Origin of the sequence: Flavobacterium sp. LC2016-12, from assembly GCF_015351595.1 — a bacterium.
In the GTDB taxonomy this organism is placed as follows: domain Bacteria; phylum Bacteroidota; class Bacteroidia; order Flavobacteriales; family Flavobacteriaceae; genus Flavobacterium.
On the sequence record NZ_JADKPT010000007.1, the window covers coordinates 226,614 to 240,919 of the forward strand.

The 14,306-nt window shown below is 34.3% G+C and carries 5 protein-coding genes; 4 read left to right on the forward strand and 1 reads right to left on the reverse strand.

Annotated features, from left to right (window positions below; genetic code table 11):
• Positions 1 to 105: 105 nt before the first annotated feature.
• Positions 106 to 7,872 carry a S8 family serine peptidase gene (locus IRZ99_RS13600; protein WP_194657778.1) on the reverse strand — a complete coding sequence of 2,589 codons (7,767 nt, stop codon included), beginning with the start codon at positions 7,870 to 7,872 and terminating at the stop codon, positions 106 to 108.
• 547 nt (positions 7,873 to 8,419) lie between these two features.
• On the opposite strand from IRZ99_RS13600, the gene IRZ99_RS13605 reads away from it, so the two are divergent.
• The 4 genes from IRZ99_RS13605 (at position 8,420) to IRZ99_RS13620 (ending at position 13,778) form a co-directional block, all read left to right on the forward strand.
• On the forward strand, positions 8,420 to 10,066 hold the full coding sequence (locus tag IRZ99_RS13605) for a tetratricopeptide repeat protein (protein ID WP_194657779.1): 1,647 nt from the start codon (positions 8,420 to 8,422) through the stop codon (positions 10,064 to 10,066).
• A 246-nt stretch (positions 10,067 to 10,312) separates the two neighbouring features.
• Positions 10,313 to 11,557 carry a hypothetical protein gene (locus tag IRZ99_RS13610; protein WP_194657780.1) on the forward strand — a complete coding sequence of 415 codons (1,245 nt, stop codon included), beginning with the start codon at positions 10,313 to 10,315 and terminating at the stop codon, positions 11,555 to 11,557.
• Positions 11,548 to 12,582, forward strand: coding sequence for a hypothetical protein (locus IRZ99_RS13615; RefSeq protein ID WP_194657781.1), 1,035 nt, complete (start codon positions 11,548 to 11,550; stop codon positions 12,580 to 12,582). Before IRZ99_RS13610 ends, IRZ99_RS13615 begins: the two co-directional genes overlap by 10 nt.
• A gap of 176 nt (positions 12,583 to 12,758) precedes the next feature.
• A complete protein-coding gene (locus IRZ99_RS13620; protein WP_194657782.1) occupies positions 12,759 to 13,778 on the forward strand; it encodes a proline iminopeptidase-family hydrolase in 1,020 nt (339 codons plus the stop codon).
• The last annotated feature ends 528 nt before the right edge of the window (positions 13,779 to 14,306 follow it).

Below are 14,306 nucleotides of genomic sequence, written 5' to 3' on the forward strand. Positions count from 1 at the left end.
ACAATATGCTTGCGATACAATCCTGATTGTTTGTAATGATGTAGAATCTCTAAAACTTAAGATTGTACCGCTAAGCATTTTTCAATTCATCTTATTTTTACTCCTTTACCTCTTTATAAATTTGAATACTGAAGATGTACCTTCCTTTCCGCTCACATTTAAGAAATAAGCTCCTGGTGGTAACGCACTCAAGTCAAACTGACTATAGGTTTGAAGCTGTACATCCGCAACAGTAAACTTGCGAACCGTTGAACCGTTGAAGGCTACTACTTCTACAACAACATCTCCTGCCCAGCGGCTTGTCCATTTGATATTTATTGCATTTACAACCGGATTAGGAAATATGTTAAGCTCCATAACTTCTGATTGATTTACAATAACCGTTACACGTTGCTCAACACTAGCTCCATAAACATCTGTTGCTGTCAATATTAATTCTGTTTCTCCGTTAGAAAGACTTTCAACTGTAAATCCATCCGCAGTCATTACTACTGATGCAACTGAAGAATCTACCATACTTGCTTGAAAAGTCAACGCATCTCCATCTGGATCTTTGAAGTATTTATCAAAAGTAAAGGCTTCCTGAACAGACAATCTGTTAAATATAATTGATTGTGCACCAAGTGCTAAAGGAGCTTTATTATTTACAACTGTAACTTTTATTTGCTGTACAGTACTTAATCCAAAAATGTCTGTCGCTGTCAAGGTTAATATTGTTTCACCCGCAGTATGTGTTTCAATTACGAATTGACCCAATTCCTGACCTATTGTTACAGATACAATGCTTTCGTTTGCTACGGTTGCATTAAATGTCATTTTATCATTATCTGGATCAGTAAAGTAATCAGCAAATTGTCTCACATCAAAATAGTTCAATTTAGAGTACACTAAATCTTCTGCATTAATAGCTACTGGAGCTCTATTGGTTTTCAAAACCTTAACTTCTAAAGACATTTCTGTTGCTGCACCAAGTTCATCAGTAGCAGCATAATTCAATGTGTATGTTCCTGCAGTTTCGTAACCCGGAGCCAATTTTATTGCAATTTCTCCTGCAATCACTTCAAATGTTGCCCATGTTGGCGCATTTGGAGATACAACTGTAATTACATTGTTTTCTTTATCGGTCAAGCCAATGTTCACCACGACTTCAGAAGCTTCGTTTACAACAGTAACTTCTACAGGAACATTAGAGAAAACAGGAGCTTCATTAATATGTAGGTTAACCGGAATCTGGCCCACTGTATTTACAGGATCATTGGTTCTAACTTTTAAAACCGCATGTTGATCTCCGCGAACTCCATTGGCAGCTGTAAAGTCTAATTGAACTTCTTTTTTTCCGCCAGGAGCAACTTCTCCACTTGCAATTCCATTCATGGCAACCCAGGCATTTGAAGTATATTTCTCTTCTCCTGCTCTAACCATCCAGCCGTAACCAGGATATAAATCAGCATCTTGCAAATCATACCAATTACCTTCACCATCAACTAGTGTATATCTACCAGGCGTGTTTGTAATATTGGCAACTGCACCTTGTACAAAAGGCAATTCATAAGGATAAGTGATTACAACATAAAAATCTTCATTTGGATAAAGTCCTTTAGGCTCTTTAATAGGTAATGTTACCCACGCTCCCGTTTTTCCACCTTCATAGACATAATCAACAGAACCCTGAGCTATTATTGTTGCTTCTGCAACAGAAGAACCACCTGCACGTATTTCATAAGTAAGAGTTCCTGATGGTTTATCCATACCAAACATAAAGGTTTGAAAATGCGACAATGTAAATCCATCTTTCCCAGCATTAAATCGCGTTGCTGCTGTGAAAGGTTCTGCACCATCATAACCAAAATGGGTATCTGCAGCCGTGTTTTCTTCGTGAGCTAAAACTCTATTAAAACTAGGATCGGCGTATGCTACAGTTCCTCCTTTAGGAGCAGGAGAAGATCTTACTATAGAAGATACTTTGGCTGTTTTTGCTTTTTTTACCATTACTTCCGAACGTGAAGTAACTCCAGTTGCAGCTTTTCTTAAATAGTCAATACTCAATTCATATTTTAAAGTACCACCACCATTGCTATTATCGAAAGTTGCAAATTGTGTATCTGTGTCTGTCAAATAATTAACCACACTGTTAACTGCCTCACTTTGCACCGCTAAAGCCGGAGGTAATATGACCTCTGCTTTTATTGGAAGTTTCATTTGTGCTACTGTTGCATTGCTTTCAATTACAACATTATCACTTACAGAACCAGCTGCCGTTGGAGCATACGTAATTCTGAATTTAGAATTTTCGCCTGGTAATATTGAAGGGTAATTCCCAGCAAGGTCATTTATATTTGCCCAGCTCCAGTAACCTCCACCAAACCAATCTTCAAAAAATGCATAGGTTTCAACTGTATATTCAGTAGAACCACTTTCTATAGAAATATTAGATATAGTAAGTTTTTCAGCACCTGTATTTTGAACTAAAAATTCTTTAGTATAGCTCGCAGCAGTATTAACCATTATTTCGCCATAATTTATTTCTTCTATATTTGAAGTAATAATTGGTGCTCCAGTAACAGTTAAGTTAATTGGTTTTTCAAGCCATTCCTTGCCTGGAACATTAGTGCGTAATTTAAATTTAGATGAATATTCTCCACTATATATATTACGAGCGTCAATATCAATCTGAGCATTTAAAGTAGTTCCTGCCGGAATTACTAGTTTTTCTGCTGGGTTAATTACATAAGCTAGACCTGTTCCGTGATTTACATTTGCATAATTTGATATGGCTACAAAATCGGAATGATCACCATTTTGAAGTCCAATAGCAGTAAGATTAGTAGTTTGATCTAAAGTTCCATTTACTTTATATTGAAACTTCATCGTTCCATTTTTGTAAAAGATAACTTCAGCTGAAGTTGGATCTCCCAATCCTCCAAAGAAATTTGAAAAATACTCCCATGAAATAATAATCTTTTCAGCATCGCTGTAATAGAAAACACCTACTTCATCTGCCGGATATGTTGTTGTATCAAATGCACCAAACGTCCAATATGGAGCGATAAGAGTTTTAAACAAATCTGTCGGAATCATATCATTCATTGCAGCACTAGCATCTGGTGTATCAAATGTTAACAATCCGGTAGTCCCAATTTGAATATCCGTATAATCTTTTCCATAAAAATTAATTGGCCAAGGCAACGTCATTTTATGCCAATATTGTTCAGCATCAAATATATCATCAGCTAACGGAAGCTGAGTTCCTGTTTTACGGATATCAATCCATTGATAGTTTGTTCCGTCATTAAACATTTCATAATTATAAGTATAATTCGGAATAGTCGATGAAGTAGTTACTGGTACTGATGCAGTAAGCCAATTTGTGCCCGTTGCTACTACTTCAAGATCAGCTATACCTGTATTTTCTATTTTTAAAGGAAATTTGGCAGTTTGACCGTGTTGTAAAGTCGTGGTTAGTGGATCTAAATCCGTAACATTAATCCCAGGAGGATCTAATACTTTTCCAGAAAGTGTAATAGTATAAGTTTCTCCTTTACTATCTGTAATACGTAGTACATCTGCTAAATCAGCAACAACGTCTGTCGGCATAGTGACTTCGTATACTTTACTAAGTCCAGGCGCAATTGTTGCAGTTGTTTCTCCTGTTACCTGAAACTTATTATTGTCTAAAGCAAAACCTGTTAAAGTTACAGCTGCTGTACCATTATTTTTAATGCTGAATTTTCTTAATGCAATAGCACCTTGAAATACATCGCCATAATTAATCTCTGTGTGAGACACAGCCAATTCAGCTTTACCACCACTTGTGATATTAATCTGAATTAAAGGATTTATTTGTGCATTTAATGGATCTGTAGATACAATATTCAAATATCTGTTGATGGTCCCTTCGTGCAAAGCAGCCGTTTCCATAACAACATCCATTTTAGCCGATTCCCCAGGCAATAAAATTCCGCCAGCATTACTGATAGATGTAATCATGTTTGGACCAGGATAATCAAAACCTAAAGCCAATCCACTATAAATTTTTGTTGGATGCGAATAATTGTTAATTAAAATACCATCAGTCTGTGCATAATCTTCGATCAAGATATTTAAGTAAGCAATATCTTGCTCAGAAAGAGTAATATTGTCGTAATAAAAACGAATATTACCATCTGCAAATAAAACCATTTGCGCAGTTAGTGTTCCAGAATATCCATCAGAAAGATTGGTATATTGAACAATCACTTTATCTGGGTCTACTTTATAATAAACAGCACCTCCAGCAGCCAATTCAACAAAAGTTCCTAAAGGAGAAATATATCCTTTTGGCGAATAAGGCGCACCATCTAAATCCGGAGCATTTACTGGTCTAACGGAATCATCAAATGTTGTAAAACCTCTATAACTGATAAAAAGTTTTTTCATTTTTTCAGCATAGTAAGGAAAATCAAATCCCATTTCAACAGGATAATACCTGTCAGCCTCTGCCTTGAAATAATTTGTGATATCAGTTCCCGATCCAGAAATATCTTGATATTCATAAGTTAATGGAGTCGTTTCTGAAGCATAATTTGTACGGTATTTATATCCGTATTTATGGTAACCGCCTTCCCAAGTATCGCTTGTTCCAGATTGATCATAAGTTGGAATAAAGTATTTCAATGCCGCCTGACCTTCGTTTTTAACGGTAACCGAAGCCGTAACCTGATCTCCTAATGCAACATTATCAATTAATTGCGTCATTGGTTCAACTACAATTTTTGCAGGTTCAGAACTAACTCCGAATAAAATAACTCTTAATGTTTTAGCACTGCTAGTTGAACTCAACGTTAAAAATCCATTATCGTTTCCAATAGCATTTGGTGTATATTTTACTTTCAACAGCACTTCACTATCTGCAGCAATTTGATATGGAGCTGAACTGATAAGCTCAAAATTTGGATTAGAGATATTTACAGCAATATCATTGAAATTACCTAGTCCTATGTTTTTTACTGCGAATTCCATTTCTTTAGAAGTCCCTTTAAAAACACTTGCAAAGTCCAGTTTTTCAACCGATTTAAGAGCTGCCTGCTGACCAGACACATTAACAGTTACCGGAACTCTTAACTCTCTATTGGTTCCATCATTAGATTTTAAAATAGCATTTGCATGATAAGTACCATTTATCAAATTTGATGCATCTGCTGAAAGATTTGCTTTTTGCGTAGTATTTCCGTTTAATTCTCCACTTGTAGGATCTAAAGACAAATATTCTCCTAAGTATTTATTTTGGCTACTCGCAATGCTGAACCAGGCAAAATCATTACTATCAAGAGCTACACTTAGAGGTCCCCAAGTTTGTCCAACATCAAACGATATGAAGCAATTATCAGATCCTTCTGCCGCAGTTTCATAACCAATAGCTAAAGGATATAGATTTCCTGCAGGAACATGCATCACCACCCAAAAAGTTTCTCCCTGCTGAAAATACAATTGTTCGTCTAATTTCAAATAAACAGAACTTTGACCGGCACTCCACGGTGTATATTCCTGCGCATAAATCAGATTTTCTTTCTTAAGTTGAGTTCCTTTATAAACTTCAAAAACCACAGGTCCTAATGCCGGATCAACTTGTAAGTAAGTCACAATTTGTGTCAGGTTGAAACCATCCGTTTCGCTGACAACATATTTTGTAGCAGCGGAGTTTGGTATACTAACATCCGTATCTCCAATAAGATCTGTAGGCCAATCACAATAACCTTTATCCTGCGGAGTAAATTCAGATGCTTTAGCAGTTGCATCTTTAGATGATGCAGCAGCATGCAACTTTTTTCTACCTACTTTACCTGCAGCTACCGTTTTTGTTGCTTTCGCAGAAGGATATTTTATATTTTTTGCAGAGTATGAAAGCGAGGTTTCTTTATGACGAGCTGAAAACTCCCATCTCAATACACCTTCTCCATTGTTTAAGATTGTCATTTCATGAGCCCCTTTAAAAGAAGTACTGGCATCAACATCAATTACGATGTCTTTACTGTTATCATCAACATTTATTTTTGGGCCATCATTTGTTGTTCCTTCAATAGTATTCGAAAATTCAGATAAATTATTCCATCTGTCTCCAGAAATCACGGTAAAATAATAGTGAGTAAGTCCCAAAAGTCCGTTAACAGAATGTGTTATTGTTTCTCCCGGTAGAGCCGTATTTTTAATAATATCATATTGCGCCGACCCAATATTACTTTTTGTTATAGGCGAAGTACTGTAATAAATACGAAAATCAACAGGTTGCTTATCATCTGTGTCTGCTGGAACAGTCCATGATAAATTGGCAAATTCCTGCGCAATTCCTTTTAAGGCCAAATCTGTAATAGCATTTGGAGCAACACCTGCATTATTTTGAATTGCCAAAAATGCATCAATATGACCAGAACCTAATTTTCCTGCATAGTCTGGATTATGACTGTCAATATCAACCACACCGGTTATAAGTTTCGTTCTTAAAACTTCTGGGGTTAATTGGCTTTTTCTATTGGCTAAAGCCAATGCCGCAATACCAGAAACGTGCGGACAAGCCATCGACGTTCCCTGATAAAAACCGTATTGATTCTTTGGCAACGTACTTAAAACTCCATTTTTAGCACCAAGATCAGTCTCTCCTCCCGGAGCCGCAATATCAACCCAAGTACCATAATTGGAATAACTTGCTCTTTCCCAGTTAGGTCCAATAGAACTTACACACAGAGTATTTTCATAATGGCCAGGATACCAATCTCCATCTGAGTTGCTATTTCCTGCGGCAAAAATTACAATACCCCCTTTCATTGGGCTATTTGGAAAATCTCCAGCCTCTGCAATAAAATAATCTATTGCATCTTTTATTGATTCATCAAAATTTCCTGGACTTGTATATCCCCAACTGTTTTGAGAAATAACAGAACCGTTATTTGCTGCATAAACATAACTCTCTTCAAAGCTTCCACCTCCTAAAGTTTGAGTTGACATTACTCTAGTACCGTCATTATTACCGCTACCTCCAGCAACTCCACAAACACCAATACCATTGTTGTTTACAGCGGCAATTGTACCAGCTACGTGAGTTCCGTGTGGCTGCGCTTCAATAGCTCCACTATTTTTATCAAAATTCCATCCATGAATATCATCTGTATAACCATTACCATCATCATCAACACCAGCAACTCCATTCAGCTCTGCTAAATTGGTCCAAATGTTTGCCTTTAAATCAGGATGTTCAATATCAACTCCTTGATCGTGAATCGAAACAATAATATTTGGATTTCCTTTAACAACATCCCAAGCTTTAAATAAATTAATATCAGAACCATCTGGATATCCACTTTGTCCCGTATTGTTATAGTGCCATTGATCTGGCAAACTTGGGTCATTAAAATAAGAGGCCGCAGCCGCTGTTTTCTTCTTAGGAATAATTTTAATTGATGTAAAATTATAATCCGACAGTACTTTTTGTTTCTCTGTTTCAGCTGTCTCAATTTCAGCAAGTCCTTTATATTTTTGAACTGCATCTTTAACGCTTTGGTTAACGTCAATATCAACAATATACCACAAATCAAGTTTGTGTTTACGTAATTTTGCTTCTAATCTCGGATTAGGATTTTCCGGAAATAGCCTACGCATTTTTTTTGCCCCTACATTTGCAGAAACTTTATCAAAAGCCTGAATTCCTGTAGAAAGTTTTTTCCCTGTACTAACATTCATTTTCTTCAAAGTCGGGGCTAACTGTTCTGAGAATTTAATTTTCACAGAACCTTGTTTGACGCCTTCCTTAAAAGTCGCTTGCTGACCGAAGGAAAAAACTGACCAAAGCGAAAAAATAAAAAACCATAATAATCGATTTCCTCTTTTGTAATAATTTGTCATTAAGTTGTTTTTTGGGTTAATTAATAATTGTATAATGCAATTGCCAATAATTATCTATAGCTTTCTTCTTAATCTTAAAGCATATAAATAGTGTAATTAAGACAAAGGATTAACTGGTCTCTGAGCAAGAATATGGAAAATTCGATTAGATAGGTTTGAAAGAATAGTTACATTATATATATAGTGCAGAAATGATGATTACATTTATATAACAAAAAACAACAAATGCTTTATTTTCAAAACATTACAAGCTTAAATTATTCGCATATTTAATTCTAAAACTGGACTTAAATACTGTTGAAATTTAATATTGGAATTGAAATATTTAATAAAAAAGAGGCTTTTTAAAATCAAAAAACAATAACATTTTTAAACTATCTGTTTTCTCAGTTTTAGCTCTTGATAATTTTTAAACTGACTTGCTTAACTTCTTTGTAACCTGAATTTACAACCGTTAAGTTTTTCTAATATGAATTTTATAAATCACTGAACTGACACGGTTAAAACTCAAAAATTATTCATAGTTTAGCGACAAAATTATTTTGAATTGAAGTATTTACATATCTATATCGGTTTTTTTATATTTTTTTGTGAGATAGTATTTTCACAAAATACCGATCGTTTAAAACTTCAATATCAAAAAACTTCTGATCCTGATAAAAAAGTTGCCTTACTTATTAAAACCGGGCATTTATTTGAAAAAAGAGATTTAGATTCTGCCTTGTTCTATTATAAAAAGGCATTAACTTTTGAAAAAAAAATTACAGATACTCTATTAGCCCGGGTATACTCCAATATAGGAAATGCAAACCTTCTAAAAGGTAATATTGATGTATGCCTCGAATACCAACTAAAAGCGCTCAAATTTTATGAACTCTATCCGCCACAACAAGATATCGTTAGAGTCTATAATAGCATCGCTTTAGTTTATTTTTTTCAGGGAGACTTTGATAAAGCACTTGTAAGATTCAATCAAGTCAAAAGTTTATTAGATCAAAACATTATAAAGGATTCCATAAAAGTCAACCTGATTAAAGGTAAGATACTTAATAATATTGGTATCATTTATGACAATCAGCATAAAGAAGATCTTGCTCTTGAATATTTCATGCAGGCTTCAACCCACAGTAAAAAGGCAAAGGATAATGAAAATCTCTCTTCTGTTTATTCTAATATGGGAATCATATATCTCAAAGGAAAACGCTATGATCTTGCTGAAGCTATTTTTATAGAAGCTCTTAATTTAAGAAAAAAAGAGAACAATATATTTGGACTATGTAAATCTAATTATCATTTGGGAAGGCTTTATAAAGAAAAAAAACAATTTGATAAAGCAACAGAATATCTGCTTACAAGTCTTAAATACTGCCGACAGGCTAATTCATCTTCTTCAAGGGCATCTGTTTTAGATGAACTCAGCCTTGTAATGGCCGGAAAAGGAGATTACAAAAGTGCTTACAACTATCATGTTGCCTTCAAATCTTTAAACGACAGTCTTTTTAATAAAGAAAACCAGAAAAAAATTACTCGAGCCGAAATGCAATATAAGTTTGATAAAGAAAGCCAATCTGCAAAAATTGCTCAAAATCATAGAGAACTAGTTTATTCGATTATTGCAATCGTTTTGATTTTAGGAATTATCATTGCAATCATTATGTATCGACTGCAGGAATCGAAGGCAAAAATTCAACAATTAGCCAAAGAAAGCGCTGAGCTGAGCAATAAAGATCTTTCTTTAAGAGAAGACAACTTAAAAAGAGAATTAGAATTTAAAAATAAAGAGCTAACAACCAATATCATGTATCTCTTAAAAAAGAACGAATTCAATTCTGAAATTTCAAGCCGTTTGATGGAATTGAAAAAACAAATGAAAAGAACCGATCAGGACATCATCCAAAAAATAATTGTTGACATTAAAAATGCTCAGGACGACGATATTTGGAAAGAATTTGAAGTTCGTTTCAGCCAGGTTTATAACGACTTTTATGAGCGCTTAAATACTAAATATCCCGATTTAACCCTAAATGAAAAGAGAATTTGCGCCTTTTTACGATTAAATATGACCACTAAAGAAATTTGTGCACTTACACGTCAATCCTATAACAGTCTGAACGTTGCCAGAGCCAGACTACGAAAAAAACTTAATATTCAAAATGAGGATATAAATTTGGTAACTTTTTTAGAAAATATTTAAATAAATGTTATTTATAAGAAACGTTTATTTACAAACAAATCCTCAAATTATTCAGCCTAGAATAACTTCCTTGTATCGATTCTCAAGAATCAATCTGTTTGATTATCATATCTAAATATTCATAAATAAATAATATATGTCTTTTTAAACTTTTAGCCTATTTTTTATTTAATAGAATTTTTATGACATTTGTTTTTTGAAAATAATTCCCAAAAAAGTAAAAAAAACAATTTTAAACTAACCTACATGATTAAGAACGCCCAAAAATGGCTTGTTAGCATTTTGCTATTAACAAACCTCTTTTTTGTCACGAGCTGCGAAGATGGAGATGATGAAGTAAACTACAAACCAAATTACGCCGCGAGTATTGATGCTACAAATTTGCCTGCAGAAAATAAACCGATGACAATGTTTGAAGATACAGAAAGTTCTTCAAAAATGTACGATAATAATGATCGCTGGTTTAGAGTAAATGAACCATTACAAGTTATACAGAAAGGAAAAGATTCAGTACAAATATCATTGTACTCTCCAGTTGGACTTAGCGATGTAAAAATTTATGCTAAATTACCTAACTACAATAAGCGATTTGTAATTTATACCTTTACAAAAATCCCGGCTTTTCATCGTTCTTTTCATAAAATTCCCTTAACTACGGACAAAAATGATTATTTATCTGAAACAGGAGAGCCTGTTACAATAGATAAAATTGAAGGATTTTCTTCAGGAGGTATCGAATTTTCAGTTGAATCAACTGATCCCTTATTTGCAAAATTCAAAAAAATAAAATCTTCACGTTTGGTTAAGTTTAGTGATTCCTATCATTTAAATAATCCTGCAGATGATCCAAACAAGTATTTGCCGATGAATCCGGTTTTGGCGAAAGAAGCCATCACTATGATTATTAATTTTTCATATGCCATTAGTCATCCGTTGTACTATGACACCTTTATGAATTTTGACCGATATAAAAAAGAACAAGCCGCAACAGCAGGAACTGCAATAAATGGTGCACTTAATTGGCACGGCAATACAGAAGATGTAGATGGGGTTTATGATTATTTAACTAAAACCCAAATTGAACAAGCTTATACGACCTATATTGATAAACGACAACTTAATATGGCCATGGTTGGTGGAGGTTCTGCCTGGGGAGGCGGTGCGTTAGCTTCTCAATGGGAATCCGGTTACGTCACTGGGCATTGGAAGGGAGAAATGTCAGTTTGGTCACATGAATATTCACATCACAGTGGTTACAGCCATAGTAGTAATTTAGCCAATAGTGGCGAAGGTGGCGGCCAACAGGAAATGTTAACTCACTTTTATAAGTATTTGATCTATCTAAACGATCTTCCATTTACAGATCCTGAGATACTCAAAACGTATACAAAAATAAACTATGTGACCGGTACCTATAAAAAACCAGTTTTTACAATCGATCCAAAAAATCCATTTTTAATAAAATATAAAGGAGAAGGAAAATGGAACTAATAAATAAAATCAGTATGAATAAAGTACCTTTTATCCTACTATTACTTTGCCTTTTTACCAACTGCAGTAAAGATACTGACGGAGAAAATAGCGGTACAACATATAGCTATTATTATCCTACTGATGAAACAGCAATCACAGCAAGCGAAATTGGTACCGGAACTGGAGCTTTTGATCCAAAAGGTATTGCTGTAGCAAACAATAAATTATACATATGTAATGGTGATGTATTAGAAATTTTTGATGCCACCACTTTAAAATACATCAAAACAATTTCAAACTACACAAAAGGCACAACAACGATTGCGCTTACTAAAATTTCCTCTGTATCTATTGATAAGGGTAGAATCTACGTAGGAAGTCGTGATTCAAGACTTTTTGTATTTGATGAAAATACAAATGCAGGAATTAGTACGGTAGGAGATGGACAATGGTGGAATACCTTCGTACACGTTTTTGGTGTTGTGGTAAAAGACGGGCTAATTTTTGTTAAAGAAAAGGAAACCTCTATTAAAGTTTTTGAAACATCACAAATAACAGAAAATAGTAACTGGGATCTAAAACCAATAGCCAAATTAAATACCTTAAACGGTTTTGATCAAATCTATTCATTAGACGTAGTCTCAGGAAATCTAGTCGTAGCAGGAAGAGATGCAAAAAGCTATTTGTATTACAACATTGCAAATATTAAGGCTAATGCGGCAAATTCATTAGACGAACCAATCAAACCGACAACTGCACCTTTTTCTGATGCAAAACCTATTGCAATTTCTTTTAGTGAAAATTGGGCTATTGCAACAGAAAATATTGGAAGTTTGAACTATCTGCGCATGTATCCAAAAGAAGAGTTTATGAATAAAAATTATACTGCAAGAATTAATGCTAATGACATTATGGGAGTAAATCCTTTTGGAAGTATTGTTAGCGTAGCAGAAATGAATGATCGTATTTTTTTATCGGATAATACAAATAAAAAAATCAGAGTTATAAAACTTAATCACTCCACAATTACCGAACAAAAATAGATTATTTCAAAAATATCAAATTTTAAAAACAGGCCCCAAATATATAAATATATTTGGGGCCTGTTTTTTTTTAAGCGAAAGGGGTTACTATAAAATAGTAATAATTTATAGTTTAAATTTAATTCGTAATTTAGTTTATAATCAAACTAAAACGAATCACTCTTAAACCTAATAATATGCGTTATATCCTTCTACTGTCAATATTGCTTTTGACTACATCATGTAAAAAAGAAAATAAATCACAAACTCTTCAGAATTATTTTACTTACAATCAAAAAAATACCATTGAATCTGCAGGTGTCCAAATGATTCCTATCAAAACGCCTGTCGGAGAATTCAAGGTATGGACAAAAAGATTTGGAAATAATCCCAAAATAAAAATACTATTGTTACATGGTGGTCCAGCAATGACACATGAATACATGGAGTGTTTCGAAACTTTCTTTCAACGTGAAGGATTTGAGTTCTACGAATATGATCAACTAGGTTCTTACTACAGTGATCAGCCAAAAGATAGTAGTTTATGGATAACTGAACGATTTGTAGAGGAGGTAGAACAAGTTCGCAAAGCCATTGGAGCTGACAACAATAATTTTTACGTCTTAGGAAATTCATGGGGTGGAATTCTGGCTATGGAATATGCATTAAAATATCAAAAGAATCTTAAAGGGTTATTGGTTTCAAATATGGTAGCAAGCGCACCTGAATACGGAAAATATGCCGATGAAGTGCTCGCAAAGCAAATGAAACCAGAAATTCTTGAAGAAATCAGAGCATTGGAAGCTAAAAAAAAATTTGCTAATCCTCGTTACATGGAACTATTGATTCCTAATTTTTACAAAGAGCATTTATGCAGATTAGCAGAATGGCCAGATGGCTTAAATAGAGCCGTTAAACATACAAATGGAGAGATTTACACTATGATGCAAGGGCCAAGCGAGTTCGGAATTAGTGGACGTTTAGCGAAATGGGATATAAAAAATCGCTTAAAAGAAATCGAGATTCCAACTTTAATGATAGGTGCCAAATATGATACTATGGATCCCAAAGCCATGGAAGAACAAAGTAAATTAGTTCAAAAAGGACGCTTTTTATATTGCCCAAACGGAAGCCACTTAGCAATGTGGGATGATCAGCAGGTATTTATGAAAGGGGTAATAAAATTTATTAAAGATGTTGATACTAATAAATTTTAAAAATGCTTATTTAAAAAGACATTTTTACAAAATCCCCTAATCACCGACAGCAACCACTTTATAAAAATAAAATATAATAAAAATATCGTTTATCAAAAGAATAATCTTGGCGTTTCCCTCCGGGCCGGGCTGTCCGCTCTATCTTTTGCGATAGACGTTTTGGGTTTAAAAAGAAGTTTAGGTTGTCGCAAAAGGATACCGCTCCCATCCCTAACGCGGTTTACAATCATCAAGAAGTCCGGTTTTCAGAAGAAATTCCAACTTTTAAATCCCAAATTCCAATCCGGAGTACTGCATACTTTTATTTTTCAGAAGAAATTTGACTCAGCAACTGTCATGTGACCGCAAAGAACACAAAGGGATTACGCAAAGTTCGCCACAATAAGCTTTGCGACCTTAACATGACAGCAGCAAACAGACAGTAAAAAAACCTTTGCGCCCTTTGCGGTAAAATTTCAGTGCACTTTTCGGTAAAAAAACACGAAGTAATATAAAACAAAAAACCCCGTTCGTTAGAACAGGGTTTTT

Bases quoted from the DNA above. Each gene is read 5' to 3' on its own strand.
- IRZ99_RS13615 (WP_194657781.1), top strand. From the start codon at position 11,548: ATGGAACTAATAAATAAAATCAGTATGAATAAAGTACCTTTTATCCTA.
- IRZ99_RS13610 (WP_194657780.1), top strand. From the start codon at position 10,313: ATGATTAAGAACGCCCAAAAATGGCTTGTTAGCATTTTGCTATTAACA.
- IRZ99_RS13600 (WP_194657778.1), bottom strand. From the start codon at position 7,872: ATGACAAATTATTACAAAAGAGGAAATCGATTATTATGGTTTTTTATT.
- IRZ99_RS13620 (WP_194657782.1), top strand. From the start codon at position 12,759: ATGCGTTATATCCTTCTACTGTCAATATTGCTTTTGACTACATCATGT.